An 18,419-nucleotide genomic window follows, 5' to 3' on the forward strand; every position below is an offset into this window, starting at 1 on the left:
TCCAACTCCCAACTTGCAACGTCGCTGGCTATCAAAGCAACAGCGAGGCTTTCCAGTGCTTGGCGCACCGTCTTGTATCCATCCTAAGAACTTCGGGCCCCGAGTGCAGAACACTCAGGGCCCGAAGTCACATACTGAGACGCATTGTCTCAGTATGTGAAAGTATTGCTAGTTAGTCGTCTGCTGATTCTTCTGAATTCAGGGATTCACGCACACGAACAGCCTGATGGGCATCCCGATTGGCACGACGCAACTTCTTATCGGAGATTCCACGCTCGCCTAGTGCCTCAGCACTCCACTGCTGCTCATCATGATCTCGAGTCCAAGCGCTCAAATCTTCAGAAGAGTACGAGTGCTCCTTGATGCGCTTAGCCTTTGGAATCGCATCAGTGGAATCTGCTAATCGGCGGCAGGTGATCAAGAATGCCGTGTGTGCCACCATGCGGTGATCCGGACGAACAGCCAGACCATCAACGTGCCATCCGCGGACCAGGGTTTCGAAGCACTCAGGCTCAGTGAACTGCCCGGAAGAACGAATAGCCTCAACCACACGCGACATCTGAGTCACCGAAGAAACATAGTTGGTCCATACGCCACCAGGAGCAAGAACAGTGGCCACAGCTTCAAGGCATTCCCATGGGCTGAGCATATCCAGCACCACACGATCAACGCTGGCTGGCTCTTCAAGTTCAACTACTTTGTCTTGGAAATCGCCGATGGAGATTTTCCACGAAGGGTGGTCCCCGCCAAAAACGGTCGAGACGTTACCGCGAGCAATATCTGCAAATTCTTCGCGTCGTTCAAAAGAGTGCAGGTAACCATCATCGCCCACCGCGCGCAGTAGCGAAATGGACAGTGCGCCAGATCCTACGCCGGCCTCCACCACGCGTGCACCCGGGAAGATGTCACCAAACTGGACAATTTGAGCAGCATCCTTGGGGTAAACAACCGTGGCGCCGCGTGGCATGGAGAGCACAAAATCCTTGGCCAGTGGGCGTAGCGCCTGGTATCGAAAACCATCGATGTTCTCAATAACCGAGCCCTCGGGCAAGCCGATAATGGCCTCATGCGGGAGCATACCCTTATGCGTATGGAACTCACCACCGGTTTGCAAGGTGATGGTGTTGATTCGACGCTTCTCGTCGGTCAACTGCACGCGGTCGCCTACGCGGAATGGTCCACGTCGGGCTGCCGCACCATGGGGTGCCGGGCTGATGGCTTCGCTCACTGGAGTGATCCTTTTCTTAATGCTCTATACAGTCTTTAAAAGTTTACTTGCGTCGGCCGGTAACGGCTTTGACGATATCGCGCTGGTGCAGCAGTCCTACAACCTGCCCCTGGGCGTTGATGACCGCGTACTCTGCAGAGTCAACGCTTGCTAGGTAGTCGATCAATGCTCGGCCATCCGACTCCTCGGACACGATGGCTCCTTGGCCCAGGGCCCTGGAGACCGCCAGAGCGGGGACCGTCGTAGCGTTCGCTGGGTCAACACGCGAAAGAGCTTGAATATCCACGACTCCCACCGGCATGCCTTTGGCATCAACAAGGATAATGGAGCCTTCGCGTTGATTCTGCCGCGTCAGTACGTCGGAGACCATGGCCTGGGAGACCATGGCCGAGGCCGGGCTCATAAGATCTGAGGCGATCACGGTGGGAAGGTTCAGCATCATCTTGGAGTGGGCAATCAACGAAGTTGTGGCCTGCCACATGAAGATTGCCACCATCAGCCCAACCACCGCGGTGATGATTTGAACTTCTTGTCCGCGAAGGTACGGATAAACCACGAAGAAGAAGACCACGCCGATCGCAATCACACGACCTACCCAGCTTGAAGCGATAGTGCCTTTGAACTGGGACCCGGTGGCTTTCCAAACAATCGACTCAACAAGCCGTCCACCATCGAGTGGAAGGCCTGGCAAAGCGTTAAAGGCACCAAGCAACAGGTTCGCGTAGACAAAGAAGTCCAAAAGAAGTTTGGCGTAGACGTTCAATTCGAGATTCTCAAGAACCAACCAGCCGATGCCAGCTAGGACAAAGTTCGAGACAGGTCCCGATAGTGCTACCCAGAGGGAGGCGCCAGGCTTAGCCTTGAACGAACCAAATTGGGTGTGACCGCCCATCAGGGTGAGCACAATGTGGGCATCTGGCCACTTGAAGGCCCGCGCCGTCATGGCGTGGGCGACCTCATGGATCAATACCGCTAGGGCGATGACCACAGCGCACGCAAAACCCATAAGGTAGGCGTTCAGCGCCGGGATCCATTGGCTCCGAGACAGCTGCAGTCCCACCGAAATGGTGATCACAGCGGTGATAATGAACCACGAGCTCGAAAGATATACCGGAACCCCGCCAATACGGCCGAGTTTAATTCCGGGAGCTTGTTCTGAAGATTCGCTCACGCGCTAACCTGCACCAACCATCGAGTCATTTCTGCTACGTCTACGTTTTCTAGGCTATCTACACGGCGCCAGTTGCCGTCGCCTGGATCAATGGCGTTAGGGATCAGTACAGCATGCAGCCCTGCAGCCGAAGCCGAAGCGATACCGGGTACTGAATCCTCAAATCCGATGCACTTTTCAGCGTCAAGGCTTTGGTCCAGTGCTTCACCAAGGAGTTCAAGTCCACGAAGGTAGGGTTCCGGATTGGGTTTGCCCTTGCTGACTTCTTCGCCAGTTACGGAGGTAAGAAAAGTGTCTTTTGGCAGTTGTTCCAATAGCTCGTTGACAATGCTGCGCTCAGACATGGTGACCAAAGCTTGCGGAATTCCCGCTTGATTGCAGGCCGTCAGCAATTCGCGGGCCCCGGGGCGCCAAGGAATTTCACGCTTAAGACCGGCAATCACCTGAGCGCTGAGCAGATCGATAATCTGACGTACATCAAGTTTCACGCCAGCGTCTTGGAGAACGCGAGCCGAGTTAGGAAGCGCGCTGCCAACTAACGACAAGCCCTGTTCTTCACTCCATTGCCCACCATGTGCGGCCACCAGTTCTTCCTCGGCAGCGATCCAATAAGGTTCGGTGTCAATCAAGGTGCCGTCCATATCCCAGAGGACCGCTTGCGGTGTTCTGGGGTGTGAGCCGGAATTAAAGTCAAAACTGGTGCTTGGCATGAGTCCATTCTAGATGGAAGAGTGGGGCTAAGCCGCTTCGGCAAGCCACGCCGTGGGCTAGAACGCTGGATAGGAGTTTGCATTGACCAAGGATTTCCACACCCCAACGCTGAATACTTATGTTGCCCAGAGTGAGCATGAGATTCGCCCCACTATCGTCGTGGCGGCCTTTGAAGGATGGAATGATGCCGGTTCAGCTGCCAGCGATGCGGTGCGCTTATTACTCGAAGAGAACACTTTTGAGCTGATCGCCACCATCGGTGAAGACGACTTTTACGACTACCAGTTCTCCCGTCCCAAGACTCGACGCACCGATCAAGGTGCAGTGGTGGAATGGCCACGCACTGAAATATTTAAGGTAGCGCTTCCGCAAGCTGCCGCAGACCTATTGGTCGTAATAGGCGTGGAACCTACTTTTAAGTGGAAAAACTTCTGTGCACAAATCGTAGACATAGCTCAAGAACATAATGCGCAGGCGATTTTGACGCTTGGAGCATTATTGGCTGATGTTCCGCATACTCGCCCGGTCCCGACGTCCCTGAGCAGCGACGATGTCCGGTTCCAGGAGTATTTCAAAGTAGATCCTTCGGATTATGAAGGTCCCACCGGAATACCTTCTATCTTGGGTATTGAATTTCAGCGTCGCCAGATCCCTTGCCTCTCCCTCTGGGCCCAGCTCTCGCACTATGTGGCCCAGTCCCCTAGCCCTCGGGTGCAGCTGGCATTCATTGAAATACTCGAAGAGTTGCTGCCCATCACCGTGGCAGATCAACAACTACGCGAAGATGCCCTGGCGTGGAAGCATGGCGTTGATGAGCTGGCCGCGGCGGATCCCGATGTGGCCAAGTACGTGAAGCAGCTCGAAGAGGCTACCGATACCAGCAATCTTCCTGAAGCTAGCGGTGAATCAATCGCTCGAGAGTTCGAACGCTACTTGCGCCGACGAGGAAAGTACCGTCCAGATGGATCAGGGACCGACTTCGAATTCTGAAGTCGATCCCTGCAATGATCATCCGATCATCTACGTACTGCGTTGTGGCCTAAAGCTTGAGGCCTAGCAGCGCGTCGATACCCTCGCGCAACAGCTGAGCGCCGTCGTTGGAAGTACCGGCAGGCTGCGCAGCCCACTGATCGATAGCATCCAATGCGCCAGGAGCGTCGAGGTCGTTCGCCATGTGGGAACGAATGCTGTCCAGCAGCGTTGTAGCTTCGTGCTGCGAAGTGGTTTCTAGACGCTCGCGCCAGGAAGCCACACGCTCTTGAGCGGTAGCGAGCAGGTTATCGGTCCAGAACCAATCGGTACGGTAGTGCTGTGAGAGCAGTACCGCACGAATTGCCACTGGCTCAACGCCAGCTGCACGGAGCTTTGAAACGAGGACTAGGTTGCCCAGAGACTTGCTCATTTTTTCTCCGTCCAAGCCGACCATGCCGGTGTGAACGTAGGTTTGAGCTAGCTCGTGGTGGTCGCCGGCGGCAGCGTGAGCGGCAGAGAATTCGTGGTGAGGGAAGATCAAATCTGATCCGCCACCCTGAACAGTGAATGGTGCTGGCAAGGTCTTGCGAGCAATCACCGAACACTCAATGTGCCATCCCGGGCGCCCGGTACCTAGCTTTGCGCCGTCCCACGACGGCTCACCTTCGCGAGCCGCGCGCCACAGCAGTGGATCCAGCGAATCGCGCTTACCAACACGCTGCGGGTCGCCACCTCGTTCGGCGAAGAAGCCAAGCATAGTTTCGCGGTCGTAGTTGGAAACCGAACCTAACTTCCAGGCGTCGTTCTGTGCAGCATAGGTGTCGAAGTAGATGTCGCCTTCAACACCGTCCGGGCCCGCTGGCACCTTGTAGGCCAGATCCGACTCAAGCAGCTGCTCAACTACAGGTACCAACCAGCTGATTGACTCCACGGCGCCAATGTAGTTCTGCGGAGGAATGACGTTCAGCGCTTCCATGTCATCGCGGAAGAGCTGAACTTGTTCCTCGGCTAGATCGCGCCAGTCAACGCCAGTAGCTTCTGCGCGTTCTAGCAGTGGATCGTCAACGTCGGTGATGTTCTGCGAGTAGGCAACGCTACGACCGCTATCGAGCCAGGTGCGGTGCACCAGGTCGAAGGTGACATAGGTGGAAGCATGGCCCATATGGGTCGCGTCATACGGGGTGATCCCGCAGACGTACATGCTTGCATCGGCCTTGGCAGCGTCCGCGGATGCGGTGGCCTGCAGGTTACCGGTGGCGGTGTTAAAAAGTTCCAGTATTGGTGCTGAACCAACCACCTGAGGTACCTCAGGGTTTTTCCACGCGTGCACTGATGTACGTCCTTTCGCAGATGCGACGATTTTGTTCCTTTAAGTCCAAGTGAAGCAGGACTAGGTTTATTCCCGTTAACGCAGAGATGTCCGTGAAGCGTTCCACGGACATCTCCAATTATGCAGATTATGCGTTGATCAGGCCGAAGCCCAAAGCAACAAAGAGTACTAGACCCAGCAAGATGCGGTACCAGACGAAGAACCGGTACGAGTGGGTGGAGACAAACTTCAAGAACCAACCGACAATAAAGAAACCAACAACGAAGGCAATGGCCGTAGCCAAGCCGGTCTGGCCAAGGCTATAAACGCCTGGCTCATCGAAGGTCTTCACCAATTTGTATAGACCAGAGGCATAGACCGCTGGGATAGCCAAGAGGAACGAGTAGCGGGCTGCCGCTTCACGGGTGTAGCCCATGAGCAAACCTGCGGTGATCGTTCCACCAGAGCGCGAGACGCCTGGAATCAGCGCCATAGCCTGGGCAAGACCATAAAGGATGCCGTGCTTGACGGTAAGGTCCTCCAAGCCCTGCTTCTGCTTGCCGTAGTGGTCGGCGATTGCCAAGAAGAGACCAAAGACAACCAGCGTGGTCGCTACAATCCACAGCGAACGGAAGTTCGAATCGATGTAGTCTTCGAGCAAGATTCCCAAAACTGCAATGGGGATGGAGCCGACAATAATCAGCCAGCCCATTTTGGCGTCGGGATCCGAATGCGGAACCTTACCGACCAGTGCCTTGCACCAGGCGCCGATGATGCGCACAATGTCTCGCCAGAAGAACAAGATCACTGCGGTTTCGGTACCAAGCTGGGTGATAGCCGTAAAGGCTGCACCGGGGTCTTGGGCGTTGGGTAGGAGTTCACCAACGATACGGAGGTGCGCTGAGGACGAGATCGGGAGGAACTCGGTCAGGCCCTGGATCAATCCGAGGAATGCTGCTTCAAACCAATTCACCCCTTGACATTACTTCACTGCCAACGAGGATCGTGTCTAAAAAACACGATTGGGGCGAAATTCACCCCGTGGTCGTACTCACTGATCGTCTGAAGGTATGGTGAAAGGCAAAAGTTCGGAATACTGGTCATAGAGAGCGTCTTCGTAGTCTTCGAAGGCATCCGCGAGTACACCAAATGCAGCATCAACGGAAGATTCGGCGGCGCCACGACTCTGCGAGACAACAGCCAGATGCTGCTCAAGCCGGGCAATCAATGATTGCAGTGCAAAACTGGGATCAGTGCTCATGGCATTACGCTACAACGCAAAGGGTTCTTTAGATAGGGGGCAAGGTGCTTCAAGAAATAATTAAGCCATCGCTACATCATTCCGATGAACAGCGCTTCGAATATTTGGTGATCACGTCGTTCCCCACCGAACCAGTGCACCTAGCCCGCGCGGCGCTACGCGAGCATGCTGACAACGGCAAATGGGAGCTCATGCGCACATGCCGTTACGAGGGCGGGGTGTACAAGTATTGGCTACGCCGCAGGGTTATGCGCATTCGAAGTACCCTGCCACCCATGAACTAGCTCTCTAGCGGGCCAACGAGCCAAGAAGCAACGGTGTTGGCAGCGGAGGCAGCATTAGAGGGGTGATACCAGCTGGCTTGAACGTCGCGGCACAGTCTTTCGAATTCTGATCCTCGGAAATATCCCCCGCCACCAACGAGCTGTCCAAGGACCTGAACATTCTCCCGCGCACTCGCACCAGCAATAGTGCGTAACGTGACCAGCTTCGGGAACCATTCTTCGCGGTGGTCCACCTTAGAATCCAAATCGCCAGCCACTGAGCGCTGTAGCGCGTCTAAGGAAATTAGGCGCATGGCCGCATCAGCTAGTAGCCCGCGAGATCGAACGTCCTGTGAGTACTTTGTTCCGTCGTGACGAACTTTTTTGTTCAGCGTTTCTTGCGCCATGCTCACAGCCCGGTCAGCGATACCCACATAAACGCTTGCGGTCAGCGTCAGGAATGAGGCGAAAATTCCAAAGACGAGCAAGTCTGAGTTGGGACCGATGGGAAGTCGGCTGTGAACCCATTCTTCAGGTGCCACGGCATCGCGCAGTTTAGTTGTGTGTGATTGACTCGCTCGCATACCTAGGGTGTTCCAATCCCCCAGGGATTCAACGCCTTGGCCCTTAGCTACGAAGCCATGCACCAATTCATTGTTCGCTTCATCCTTGCCGAATACGCCTAGGCGGGTAAATGCCGGTGAGAGTGAAGTGAAAATCTTGATTCCATTAAAGGTCACCGATCCGTCTGCTTCACTGACGGCGCTGGTCTTGGAATCAAAAAGCACCGAGTCGTTGCCTGGCTCCGAAATTCCGAAGGCCATCACCTCGCCTTGAGCAATCCAGTTAGTCACCATCTGTAGGCGCGTATCGCCTCGTGCCGAAAGAAGATAGGCAACACCAGCCCAAACCTGGTGCATGTTAATGGCCAAGGCGGTTGCTGGTGCGGCGGTGGCAAGCCGGCGTTGTGCTAGGGCAAGCTGCTCAAAATTCCATCCCAGTCCCCCATCTTGAACTGGGATCAATGCCTTGAGATATCCCAGGGAAACTAACTCTTCAAAGTCCTCGGTGCAGAACGTATTCTCTGCATCGTATTTTGTGGCGCGTTCCCGGAATCGTTCGAGCAACTGCTCCGATAGGACTGACTCAATTGACAACTAACTTCTCCTGAAACTTATTGATGAGTGAGGCGCGAAAGCATTAGTAGCTACGCAAGAGGTTCTCCAGAACCCGGACGCCAAACTTGATCGAATCTACTGGGACTCGTTCGTCTACGCCGTGGAACATTCCCGTGAAGTCCAGTTCCGGTGGAAGTTGTAGCGGCGCAAAACCGTATCCGGTAATGCCTAGGGTCGCCAGCCATTTGTTGTCGGTTCCTCCCGAGAGCATGTACGGCAGAACGATAGCTTCAGGATCTTCATCCAACAAAGACTTCACCATGCTGTCCACGAGTTTTCCGGCAAACGGTACTTCTAAGGAATCTTGTTCATGCACCATGGAGAGCTCAACCCGGTCTCCTGCCAGCTCGCGCAAGGTAGCCAATGTTGCTTCATGTTCTTCCGGTAACGTGCGGCAATCGATGAGAGCTTCAGCTTGTCCGGGGATGACATTGTGTTTGTATCCTGCTTGCAAGGCTGATGGGTTGGCCGTGTTTTGCAACGTTGCGCCGACAAACCGGGAGACGTTTCCCATGGCTTCAAGCAGTGGCTGCGGGTTGGCGGGATCAAATTCCAAACCGGTCAGTTCAGCGACTTGTTCCATCAACGACGTGGTGGTCTTCGTATAGGACAACGGCCATTGATACTCGCCAATACGATGAACCGCTGCGGCCAAGCTGGTCACCGCATTGTCAGCGTTAATCTGCGATCCGTGACCTGCCATTCCTTGTGCAGTGAGCTTGAGCCACGCGATGCCCTTTTCTGCTGTTTGCAGCATGTAGGCTCGGCGACCATTGATGTCTACAGAGAATCCGCCAACCTCACTAATCGCTTCTTCGGCGCCGGCAAACAGGTCCGGATGATTTTTTACCATCCAACCCGCACCGTAGTCTCCGCCAGCTTCTTCGTCAGCAAAGAAAGCGATAATGAGGTCTCGACGTGGAGTGAGATTTTCACGGTGTAGATGAAGGATTGCAGCAATGATCATGGCATCCATGTTTTTCATGTCCACTGCCCCGCGGCCCCAAATCATTGAGTCAATGATCTCGGCCCCAAATGGGTCAACGCTCCAGTCTTCAGCAATGGCTGGAACAACGTCGAGGTGCCCATGAACAATCAGTGCTGGCAGCGTTGAATCGGTTCCAGGGATACGCAGAACTACGTTGGCCCTGCCCGGCACTGACTCGTAAATCTTTGCTTCTAGTCCTACAGCTTCGAAACGCCGCACTACGTATTGGGCGGCTTCAAGTTCTCCGGCGCCTTTATTGCCACCAAAGTTGGTTGTATCAATTCTGATCAGATCTCGACAGATGTCTATAGCTTCTTGTTCCATACGTTCAATGGCAGTAGCAGTAGTCATCGGGCAAGTACCTTTCGCAGCTGTTATTTTAGTAACCACCCTAGTGCGCAGAACTCAATTCGTCGCTGGTAGAGCGAATGAAACACTTATCCGTGTAATTGTTCGTAGGCTTCGCGGGCGCCGGGGTGTAATCGTTGGCCCGCGGTGCTAATTAAGGTCTCAGCGGTCAGGTTTTGAATTCCTGCGCTGCCTGACGGGATGAGCATAGTTGACCGTGTGGCAAGCATCTTGACGATTGCTGAAGCAGTCTTGTTGGGTAGATCCGTACGGGTCATCAGTAGGTTGCTCACACCAATGGTGTTGACCTCCGCAACGCCTGGATAGGTGTTTTTAGGAATCAGCACTTGGTCGTACAGGCCCGGGTCGGCCTCACGTAATTTAGGTAGAACTGCTGAAACGTCGAGGAGTCTTAGCTTCCGCTCGCTGGCTAATTTTGTCAGTGCCGTCACTGGCATTCCTCCGAAGAGGAACAGTGCGTCAATCTTTCCTTGACCTAGCGCGTGAATCCCAGCGCTATATCCAAGCTTGGTTTCCACGGGCGGTTGATCAACGTCTTTGAGACCCGATGCCTTCAAAATTCGTTGTCCGGTTACCCATGTTCCGGACCCTGGTGCCCCTGTCCCGATTCTCTTGTCGGCCAGTTCTGCAAGCGTGTTGATCCTGCTATCTGCGTTCACGATGCAATGGAAATAATTTTGATAGATCCTGCCGAGCGCCAATAACTGCTGGTCTACTTCTCTCGCGTTATTAAACTGCGCAACGGTGTCAGCTAGACCCAGTGCAAGTTGAGCTTTACCGTCGGCAAGAAGCTGTAGATTCTGGGCTGTTGCCTGCGTCCTGAGAACTTGTGCATCTTCAGCAAGGCCAGCATCCTCGATGGCCGTGGACAAGAGCTGCGCAAATTCGTAGTACATGCCTCCTTCTTCTCCGGAGGCAATAACCAAGTTTGATGTTGGCCTCGGTGAGCTGCAGGCGCTAAGTACTATCGGTGTGCTCGCCAGCGGAAGACCCAACAGACTGCGAAGAAGCGTGCGTCGCTTTATCCCGTTATTTTCACTCACGCCGGCCCTCCTCCGATGTCGATACGCGCGGTAGGGTTATGGCCGCACGTAGTCCCGAGTCGTGATCCGACGTTAGCTTCAGCTCTCCGAAATTGGCCCTTGCCAAACGATCGACAATGGCGATACCGAGCCCAGTGCCTGGACTCGTCGTGTCGTTGTTTCCTCGCCAGAACCGTTCGCCAGCGTGTGCGAGGTCGGCTTCACTCATTCCGTTGCCGTGGTCTTCAATGACGATTTCTACAGCGGTAGGAAGTGAATTAACACTCAGCGTAATCAGGGTTCCTGGCGCGTATTTAAAGGCGTTGGATAGCAACTCAGCCAATATTTGTTGCAACTCGAAGCTGTTGCACCACACCATCAGCTCTCCTGCTGGACCTTCCGGAACAGCGGTAGAGAGTTGATTGCCTGATTCGACGGCAGCCAATGATTGCCGTTCGGTTTCTTCAACAACTATTTGCCACACGTTGATCTGTTCGGGTTGTCGCTGAACCTGTGGCAGTGGCCCTTCGGCTCCTTGTTCATTAAGCCGATGTTCTGCCGTAGCGAGTCGAAGCACCCCATCCAATAAGGCCTCCACTCGCGAAAGCTCCAACTCGACTAGTTTCAAACCCGCAATATCTTCGTCTTTAGATAGACGCAGGTTCAGCAGATCTACGCGAAGTCGCAAGGCTGCTACGGGGTTGCGCAGTTGATGCGAAGTTTCTGCAATCAGTTCTCGTTGTTGTTGCAAACTTGTCGCCATGGTTTGTGCCATCAGGCTGACCGAACGGGACAACTTGCGTAGTTCCGGTGGCCCTTCTTCTTCCATGGTGACCGGACGTTGAGTCTTGGATAGTAGTTGAACGGCATCATCAAGGTGGTGAACAGGATGCAATACCCAAGTGGTGAGACGGTCGGCCACAAGCAGGAATCCGGCACCGATGCTCAGTGTAATCAGCACAAGAACTGTCGATATATGCAGAACCCGCAATCGTGCGTGTTCAAGGTTCACCTGCATCGTCACTGATCCCAGCACCTGCGCTGAATTTCCAAAGGGTCGCGTGATCAACGTCTGAGTTTTAGAGAAGGGGCTAATCTCGGAAATTTTGCTTTGTTCTAAGTTGAGTCCGGCGGCGTAAACAGCTTCTTGAACTTGGGAATTGTTCGGGTCTATACCTCCAGAAACAAGTCGTTTCCCATCCCGAATGATCAGCAGGCCTTCGCCATAAAGTTCGCAGTAGGTGTCCATTTCAATCTGCAACATGTTCAATTCGTCGTTGCTTTGCGCTTGGGATGAAAGCTGGACGAACCGGTTGAGCGACGCCAACCTGTTAACTTGGACATCTGCAGTCACATCTCGACTAGCGCTTTGCACAAGCACTACGCAAAGCAGCACCACAATTACACTAATGAGCGCTCCGAACACTCCGAGTACCCTGAACCTCACGAGTTAGGTACTTCAAGGCGATAACCAACACCACGCACATTGATGATCATCCCCGGGCTCGCCAATTTTGACCGCAGTCCCGTTAGATGCACATCCAACGAGCGTGAAACGGCTAAGAACGCATCACCCCAGAGCTGATCAAGGATCTGTTCGCGAGTCACCACAGAACCAGTATGCTGTGCCAGCAGATGCAAGAGGTCAAACTCCTTGGCAGTCAGGCCAAGGCTGCGCCCCAAGAGCGTGGCCTCATGCTTATCTAGGTCGATCAGTAGCGGTCCGGCAACTATGCGCTGTGACGAGATTCCCTGGCTCGCCTTGGAGCGACGAGCTACCGCTTCAATTCTCGCCAAGAGAACGCTGAGCCCTACAGGTTTGATGAGAAAGTCATCAGCGCCTTGCCGTAGTCCACGAACCACACTTCGTTCATCATCTTGGGCGGTAAGAATGATGACCGGCACGTCGCTCACCAGTCGGAGTTTGCGCAGGACTTCGAGCCCATGAATATCAGGCAGACCAAGGTCTAGGAGAATCAGCTCAGCTTGTTGGTGCCGCAAGAGTGCGTCGGCCCCATTTGCCACATGATTGGCTTGATGCCCAGAAGCTGTGACTGCGTCGGTGAGCGCGTTCGCTAGGGCTTGGTCGTCTTCGACGATCAATAGCTGCACGGCACCACCCTTGGCGTTCAGAGACGAGGATTGAATCCTCCATGACCTGTCAATTCTAGCAAGCTGACGGACTCAAATCCTTTTTGAGCTCCCCAAATCCTAAGAAAGTGTAAGTAGTTGCGCTTCAGTTTGCGAGTAACGTAAATCACTACCAGTATGGATAACGATCTCCTGCGCTTGTGGCACGCATCACTGTCGATGGAAGCCGAAGCGACTCGCACTGTGACCAAAGGAAAGACTTCATGAGCGAAAGCACCCAGGCGCCCGGCGCCTCATCAGAAAGCGACGGACCTCCGCGCTGGAAGATTATTGGCCCCGGACTGGTTGTTGCCGCCACGGGCGTTGGCGCAGCCGACATGGTCGCCACCCTTGTTGCCGGTAGCCAATACGGCTACGCATTACTCTGGGCGGTCATCCTCGGTGTCATCTTAAAGATTGTCTTGGTTGAAGGCGCAGGGCGTTACACCCTAGCGACCGGCAAGACCATCTTTGAAGGATGGAAGACCCTGGGCAAATGGACTACCTGGTACTTCGGCCCGTACATCATCATTTGGGGATTTGTATACGGTGCTACCGCCATGAGTTCGGCAGCACTACCGTTGGCAGCGCTCATGCCTGCTATCGATTTGAAGATCTGGGCCGTACTGATGGGCCTGCTCGGTTTTGTGATGGTCTGGTTCGGCCGCTATCAGTTCTTCGAAAAAATTACCGCGGTGCTCGTGGGCATCATGTTTGTGACCGTTGTTGGTCTTGCGGTCATCGCCGTACCGAACGTGCCCAATATGCTCAAGGGCCTCATTCCGATGATCCCTGCTGGTGGCGTGGTCTACACCTTGGCCCTGGCCGGCGGCGTCGGCGGAACGATCACCCTGGCAGCATACGGCTACTGGCTGCGCGAAAAGGGCTGGTACTCCCCAGATGGATGCGCGTGATGCGCATTGATAATTCAATGGCCTACGTGATGACCGGTATCTTCGTGATTGCCATGTTGATCGTTGGCGCCGAAGTAGTTCAGTCCGCGGGCGTCGCCATCACCGGTGGCGACGAAGGGCTGCTGGATCTATCAGAAGTTCTGCGCCAGAAGTACGGCGTTCTGGTAGGCAACGGATTCCTCGTTGGATTCTGGGCTGCTTCCTTCTCCTCGATCATCGGCGTGTGGAACGGCGTATCGCTGATGTTCGCTGACTTCTGGGGCCACATGCGTAAGCGTCCGGCCAATCACCCAGACACGATGACCGGCGGCAAGTACTTCAAGTTCTACGTCCTCTGGCTTACGTTCCCACCGATGGTGCTATTCCTTTTGGACAAGCCGATTGCACTGATCCTTGCTTACGGTGTCCTGGGCGCATTGTTCATGCCATTCCTGGCCGTGACGCTTCTGGGATTGCTTAATGGCAAGCGAATTCCCAAGCAGTGGGCCAACCGTTGGCACACTAATACCGCTCTGGCTATCACTGCCGCGTTGTTCATCATTCTCGGCATTCAGCAGCTTTATAAGTCACTGTCTCCATTGTGGGCCGGATAGACTTTCCAACTATTTCGCTAAGCCGTCGATTCATGCGCAACATTGGCATGGGCCGACGGCTTAGGCCCTTAAGCTGAGGTAATGAGCATCAAAAAAATCGGAATCCTTGGGGCAGGCCGCGCCGGCACAGCATTAGCCAGAGCAGCGGCCTCCAGCGGAATTGATGTGAACATTGCCGGGTCTCGTCCTCCACGGATGATGAAATACCATTTGGCGCAGTATGCTCCTAAGGCCGTTGCAGTTTCGGCCGAAGACGTCGCTAACGACGTGGAATTGGTTGTACTCATGGTGCCCCAAGAAGAACTGGACGAGGTGGACCCCGATATCCCTTCAGGCTCCCTGCTCGTGGATGCAACCAACCGCTGGCAAGATGAGCCACTACCGCAATGGTTCGAAGACTCACTATCGCGGGGCCTGTCCAGCTCTGAAGCAGTGGCAGAGCGCTTCGCGCAGGCACGCCTCGTCAAAGCGCTGAATCACATTAGCCATTGGGATTTGGATGCAGACAGCGTGGCAAAAGCGACTTCTCAGCGCGCCCTTGGCACGGCTTCCAACAATGCTCAAGACGCTAAAGTCGTTGCCAGCCTCATTGAGCAGCTCGGGTTCTTTCCGGTAATCCTTTCAAGCCTAGCTGAAGGCAAGCACCTAGAGCCCGGCGGAGAGATTTTTAATGAAGTTCTGGGCGTGGATGAGCTTACGCGCAGACTCACCGGAAAAATTAGCCGTTGAGGCGACAAAAACCCCACTTCACTAGGTCAGCAATGCAAATATCATGTGACGCTTGACACTGAAATGCTAGAAATTCTCCTTAACGGACTACTCAGCCCATGATTTTCCGCGAGTTCACGGGAATTTTCAGCACATTTGGCGCAGAGTTGCCCGATTGGAAAACATCGGCAGGGGATGGTAATGTTTTACTTCGTTGCCAGCGATAACAACGCGAACAACGAATAACCTGCGCGGGTGGCGGAATAGGTAGACGCGCTAGCTTGAGGTGCTAGTCCTCGAAAGAGGGTAGGGGTTCAAGTCCCCTTTCGCGCACAGGTAGAAATCCCGGTTGACTAAGGTCAATCGGGATTTCTTTTTTGTTTCATGGTTCTGAGGATCCAGGGTTATCCACCAAGCAGGCGCTGCTGGCCTATGATTTGAACGTGTCTTCTACCGCTGAATCAGCCGCACCGTCCGACCACGGCTTCCTCACCGTCAATGACGGTCATCGCTTGTATTGGGAAGAATTCGGCGCCCCTGATGGAATACCAGCGTTGCACCTACACGGCGGGCCGGGCGGCACATTAGGCTCTTCGGGTTATCGTCATCGATGGGATCTGAGCCGCACACGTCTGGTGGGTTTTGAGCAACGTGGTTGTGGGCGTTCCACGCCGTCCGCCTCAAATCCGCATGTCCTTGCTGATGATTTCACCACCCAGAAGTTCATCGACGACATTGAAGCGCTTCGTATTTATCTGGGTATTGAGCAGTGGATCATCAACGGCGTTTCTTGGGGCTCCACACTGGCTTTAGCCTATGCTCTGGCCCATCCGAATCGAGTTCGTGGTCTCGTACTGTTCGCGGTGACAACCACCAGCCAAAGCGAAATCCAATGGATCACCGAAGGGGTCGGTTCGATCTTCCCTGAAGCGTGGGATCGGCTCTCAACGTTCGCCGGGGCGCATGTGCCGCACTACCGATCAGGAACAATCAGCTTAGTGGAGGCGTATGCTGCGATGCTTTGGTCAGCGGACACAGATCTTCGTGATCAGGCATCCGATGAATGGGCGCTGTGGGAAGATACCCATATCTCGCTGGGCCACAAAGAAGTCACGCGCGACCCACGATGGAATGATTCAGAATTCAGACACACGATGACCCGGCTAACCACGCATTTCTGGGCCAACGATGGGTTCTGCCATCCTCCGATCTTGGAAAACTTGGGCCGCATCCAACATATTCCAGCAGTCTTCATCCATGGTCGATACGACGTCTCAAGCCCAGTGAGCACTGCATGGAAACTGCATCAAGGTTGGGCTCATTCGGAACTGATAATCGCCGAAAGGGATGCACACGGAGGCGAAGAAATGGTGCAGCTCTGGACTGCTGCCAATCTGAAAATGATCAATAGCGCTTCTTGATAGCATCAAGACGGATCTTTGACGGAAAATTTCGGTCACTCCCCTACTCTTCTGGAGCCACAAACTATGCGTATAGCCATGCTGTCCTTGCATACTTCGCCGATGCAACAACCTGGCTCAGGCGATGCCGGTGGCATGAACGTCTATATTCAGAATCTCTCCTTCGCATTAGGCGCCTTGGGTCATGAGGTGCACATGATCACGCGCACCGCGGGCGAATCTGAATCCGTTCAGGTTGGTGAAGGTGTCTGGATGCATCAAATTCAAATCGCTGCCGGGCAGGAGTTGTCCAAAGAAGAACTGCCCTCGATTATTGATCCGTCGATTAGCGCCATCACAGAACATCTGCACGGGCTGAAGATCAACATTGTTCACGCGCATTACTGGCTATCGGGCATGGTGGGCCTGCGCCTGGCAAAACAATGGTCTGTTCCACTCGTAGTTTCGATGCACACCTCAGCTGCAGCCAAGGAACATGAATCAGGAATAGCGGAACCTGAAAATCGAAAAATTGCCGAAGAACAGTTGCTACTAGAGTGCTCACGCATTATTGCCAATACCCCTGTTGAGGCGAATCAGCTAGAGCGATTCTATTCAGTCGATTCCCACAAACTCGACGTAGTTCTGCCCGGCGTTAACCACCGCGTCTTCCACCCAAACCAAGACAAGCTGCGTCGACCGCTGGGTGAAGACGACCTGCATCTAGTTTATGCAGGGCGCATGCAACGGCTGAAGGGTGCCCACCTCTTACTTCAGGCAATTGGTGAGGCCAAACGACAAGCTCCAAACCTGCGTATCACCGCTTCGCTCTTCGGCTCCCTATCCGGATCCTCAGACTACGATTTGAAATCGATAGTGAGCACTGAAGGCCTACAAGACGTGGTCCGTTTTTATGATCCGTTGGAGCCAAACAAACTCGCTCTCGCCTTTGCCAACGGTGATGTTGTTGCTGTGCCCTCCCTCTCGGAGACTTTTGGTCTGGTGGCGGCGGAGGCTCAAGCATGCGGAACACCAGTGATAGCTAACGCCGTGGGAGGGTTGGCCTATGCGGTCAACAACAACGTCTCTGGATGGCTAATGGCCGAACCTGAGGTAAAGCTTTGGGCACAAAAGCTTATCGAACTTGCCGGAAACCCAGAGTTGATCACGCTTGCTGGGCACGGCGCTCTGGAACATTCCGGATTGTTCACCTGGGAACGAGCAGGTGTCGCCACGCTGGCCAGTTATCGCCAGGCGCAATCACAATTTCAGCGATAATCAGCAACAAGCTCTGGTCTCCAACTCACGTATTGGTGAGTCAGAGACCAGAGCTTTTCTCATCAGTGACCAGTCGTCGCTAGTTCCAGTTCGAAGTGCGGCTTACCCTTTCGAGCATGCCAAGCATTAACCACATATCCCGTTGAATTTCGTTCAAAAGCCAGGTCTACCGTTGCAGGTAGAACCACCGGAGTTTTGAACTCAATGTTCCACGAATAGTCGCCAGAGCTGGGTTCAATCCCACCTAAGGCACGAGCGGCCAGATAGATTCCATGAGCGATGGCACTTGGCATTCCCAAGGCCTTCGCGCTCAACGCGGAAAGGTGAATTGGGTTGTAGTCCCCCGCCACCTTCGCCCAGCGCCTACCGGTGCCACTATCAAGTTTCCACTGAGCAGTACGCACTGGGGCAACGAACTCTGGATGCTCTGTTGCCACCGGTTGAGATTCAGGGAGTTTAACTCCCTTAGCTAAGAACGTGCTGCGCAAGAGCATGCGGTCTTGGCCTTCAACAACAATTCGAATCACCAAATCGCAAGTGGCCCCCTTGGCATGAGCGGTGAGATTCTCACTGTGCACCTCAATATCAAAGGCTTCCTCTTCGCCCAGAGGCTGGTTAACCCTGACCTGATTGCTCAGGTGGATCATCCCTAACAGCGGCAATGGAAAGTCGTTACGCAGCATCAAGGACATGGCTAGCGGGAATGCCAACGAATGCACATAGAGGCTGGGCAGAACCGTGTTCATTGGTGCATTCACCGCCTTGCGGAACTCGGTGAGCTTCGCCGGATCCGCCTTGGCACCTTGATACACCAACACGGTCTGCGGGAGTTGAGGGTTTTTTGGCTTACGTCCCAAAGTTTTCACGGCTTTGGTATACACCGAAGCCATCGAAGGAATCTCAGAAACGATCAATGCACTCACC

The 18,419-nt window shown here is 54.2% G+C and carries 17 protein-coding genes, 1 tRNA gene and 1 pseudogene; 7 read left to right on the forward strand and 12 right to left on the reverse strand.

What is annotated here, in order from left to right; genetic code table 11:
- Positions 1-172 precede the first annotated feature (172 nt).
- Genes N6V40_RS11915 through N6V40_RS11925 form a run of 3 tightly spaced genes read right to left on the reverse strand, consistent with a single transcriptional unit; the run spans position 173 to position 3,109 of the window.
- Positions 173-1,228 (reverse strand): tRNA (adenine-N1)-methyltransferase, encoded by a 1,056-nt coding sequence (locus N6V40_RS11915; protein WP_131088183.1) that lies wholly within the window; start codon positions 1,226-1,228, stop codon positions 173-175.
- 43 nt (positions 1,229-1,271) lie between these two features.
- Complete coding sequence (locus tag N6V40_RS11920) at positions 1,272-2,399, reverse strand: site-2 protease family protein (RefSeq protein WP_131088182.1); 1,128 nt, start codon at positions 2,397-2,399, stop codon at positions 1,272-1,274.
- Positions 2,396-3,109, reverse strand: coding sequence for an HAD family hydrolase (locus tag N6V40_RS11925; RefSeq protein WP_262197795.1), 714 nt, complete (start codon positions 3,107-3,109; stop codon positions 2,396-2,398). Before N6V40_RS11925 ends, N6V40_RS11920 begins: the two co-directional genes overlap by 4 nt.
- Before the next feature lie 82 nt (positions 3,110-3,191).
- Here N6V40_RS11925 and N6V40_RS11930 point away from each other — a divergent pair, with 82 nt between their 5' ends.
- A complete protein-coding gene (locus N6V40_RS11930) occupies positions 3,192-4,100 on the forward strand; it encodes a proteasome assembly chaperone family protein (protein ID WP_131088180.1) in 909 nt (302 codons plus the stop codon).
- A 49-nt stretch (positions 4,101-4,149) separates the two neighbouring features.
- Here N6V40_RS11930 and mshC read toward each other — a convergent pair whose 3' ends face one another.
- From mshC to N6V40_RS11945, 3 genes are all read right to left on the reverse strand, one after another.
- A complete protein-coding gene (mshC, locus tag N6V40_RS11935; protein ID WP_262197796.1) occupies positions 4,150-5,412 on the reverse strand; it encodes a cysteine--1-D-myo-inosityl 2-amino-2-deoxy-alpha-D-glucopyranoside ligase in 1,263 nt (420 codons plus the stop codon).
- A 127-nt stretch (positions 5,413-5,539) separates the two neighbouring features.
- Entirely contained in the window at positions 5,540-6,364 is an 825-nt protein-coding gene (locus tag N6V40_RS11940) for an undecaprenyl-diphosphate phosphatase (RefSeq protein ID WP_262197797.1), read from the reverse strand.
- Positions 6,365-6,442: 78 nt separating this feature from the next.
- A complete protein-coding gene (locus tag N6V40_RS11945) occupies positions 6,443-6,652 on the reverse strand; it encodes a hypothetical protein (RefSeq protein WP_262197798.1) in 210 nt (69 codons plus the stop codon).
- Positions 6,653-6,696: 44 nt separating this feature from the next.
- Here N6V40_RS11945 and N6V40_RS11950 point away from each other — a divergent pair, with 44 nt between their 5' ends.
- Positions 6,697-6,936: a DUF5703 family protein gene (locus N6V40_RS11950; RefSeq protein WP_262197799.1), complete on the forward strand. Its 240-nt coding sequence runs from the start codon at positions 6,697-6,699 to the stop codon at positions 6,934-6,936.
- Here the strand turns inward: N6V40_RS11950 and N6V40_RS11955 are convergent.
- The 5 genes from N6V40_RS11955 to N6V40_RS11975 all read right to left on the reverse strand — a co-directional run bounded on the left by N6V40_RS11955 (position 6,933) and on the right by N6V40_RS11975 (position 12,584).
- The gene (locus N6V40_RS11955; RefSeq protein WP_262197800.1) at positions 6,933-8,072 is read right to left on the reverse strand and encodes an acyl-CoA dehydrogenase family protein; all 1,140 of its coding nucleotides are present in this window, start codon (positions 8,070-8,072) and stop codon (positions 6,933-6,935) included. The genes N6V40_RS11950 and N6V40_RS11955 overlap by 4 nt on opposite strands.
- Before the next feature lie 43 nt (positions 8,073-8,115).
- Positions 8,116-9,432, reverse strand: coding sequence for a M20/M25/M40 family metallo-hydrolase (locus N6V40_RS11960; RefSeq protein WP_262197801.1), 1,317 nt, complete (start codon positions 9,430-9,432; stop codon positions 8,116-8,118).
- Positions 9,433-9,518: 86 nt separating this feature from the next.
- Positions 9,519-10,493, reverse strand: coding sequence for a TAXI family TRAP transporter solute-binding subunit (locus tag N6V40_RS11965; RefSeq protein ID WP_131088173.1), 975 nt, complete (start codon positions 10,491-10,493; stop codon positions 9,519-9,521).
- Entirely contained in the window at positions 10,486-11,736 is a 1,251-nt protein-coding gene (locus N6V40_RS11970; protein WP_262197802.1) for a sensor histidine kinase, read from the reverse strand. The genes N6V40_RS11965 and N6V40_RS11970 overlap by 8 nt, the downstream gene beginning before the upstream one ends.
- A 179-nt stretch (positions 11,737-11,915) precedes the next feature.
- Positions 11,916-12,584 (reverse strand): response regulator transcription factor, encoded by a 669-nt coding sequence (locus tag N6V40_RS11975; protein ID WP_131088171.1) that lies wholly within the window; start codon positions 12,582-12,584, stop codon positions 11,916-11,918.
- Positions 12,585-12,826: 242 nt separating this feature from the next.
- On the opposite strand from N6V40_RS11975, the pseudogene N6V40_RS11980 reads away from it, so the two are divergent.
- From N6V40_RS11980 to N6V40_RS12000, 5 genes and pseudogenes are all read left to right on the forward strand, one after another.
- Positions 12,827-14,109: pseudogene (locus tag N6V40_RS11980) on the forward strand (Nramp family divalent metal transporter).
- An 81-nt stretch (positions 14,110-14,190) separates the two neighbouring features.
- On the forward strand, positions 14,191-14,838 hold the full coding sequence (locus tag N6V40_RS11985) for an NADPH-dependent F420 reductase (protein WP_262197803.1): 648 nt from the start codon (positions 14,191-14,193) through the stop codon (positions 14,836-14,838).
- Positions 14,839-15,066: 228 nt separating this feature from the next.
- A tRNA-Leu gene (locus tag N6V40_RS11990) sits at positions 15,067-15,150 on the forward strand.
- A gap of 44 nt (positions 15,151-15,194) precedes the next feature.
- Positions 15,195-16,238: an alpha/beta fold hydrolase gene (locus tag N6V40_RS11995; RefSeq protein WP_262197804.1), complete on the forward strand. Its 1,044-nt coding sequence runs from the start codon at positions 15,195-15,197 to the stop codon at positions 16,236-16,238.
- Positions 16,239-16,304: 66 nt separating this feature from the next.
- Positions 16,305-17,495 (forward strand): glycosyltransferase, encoded by a 1,191-nt coding sequence (locus N6V40_RS12000; protein WP_262197806.1) that lies wholly within the window; start codon positions 16,305-16,307, stop codon positions 17,493-17,495.
- 62 nt (positions 17,496-17,557) lie between these two features.
- Here the strand turns inward: N6V40_RS12000 and N6V40_RS12005 are convergent, their stop codons facing one another.
- A complete protein-coding gene (locus N6V40_RS12005; RefSeq protein ID WP_131088166.1) occupies positions 17,558-18,418 on the reverse strand; it encodes a MaoC family dehydratase in 861 nt (286 codons plus the stop codon).
- Position 18,419: the final 1 nt, after the last annotated feature.

The sequence above is a fragment of the Glutamicibacter sp. M10 genome, assembly GCF_025452055.1.
Classification (GTDB): domain Bacteria; phylum Actinomycetota; class Actinomycetes; order Actinomycetales; family Micrococcaceae; genus Glutamicibacter.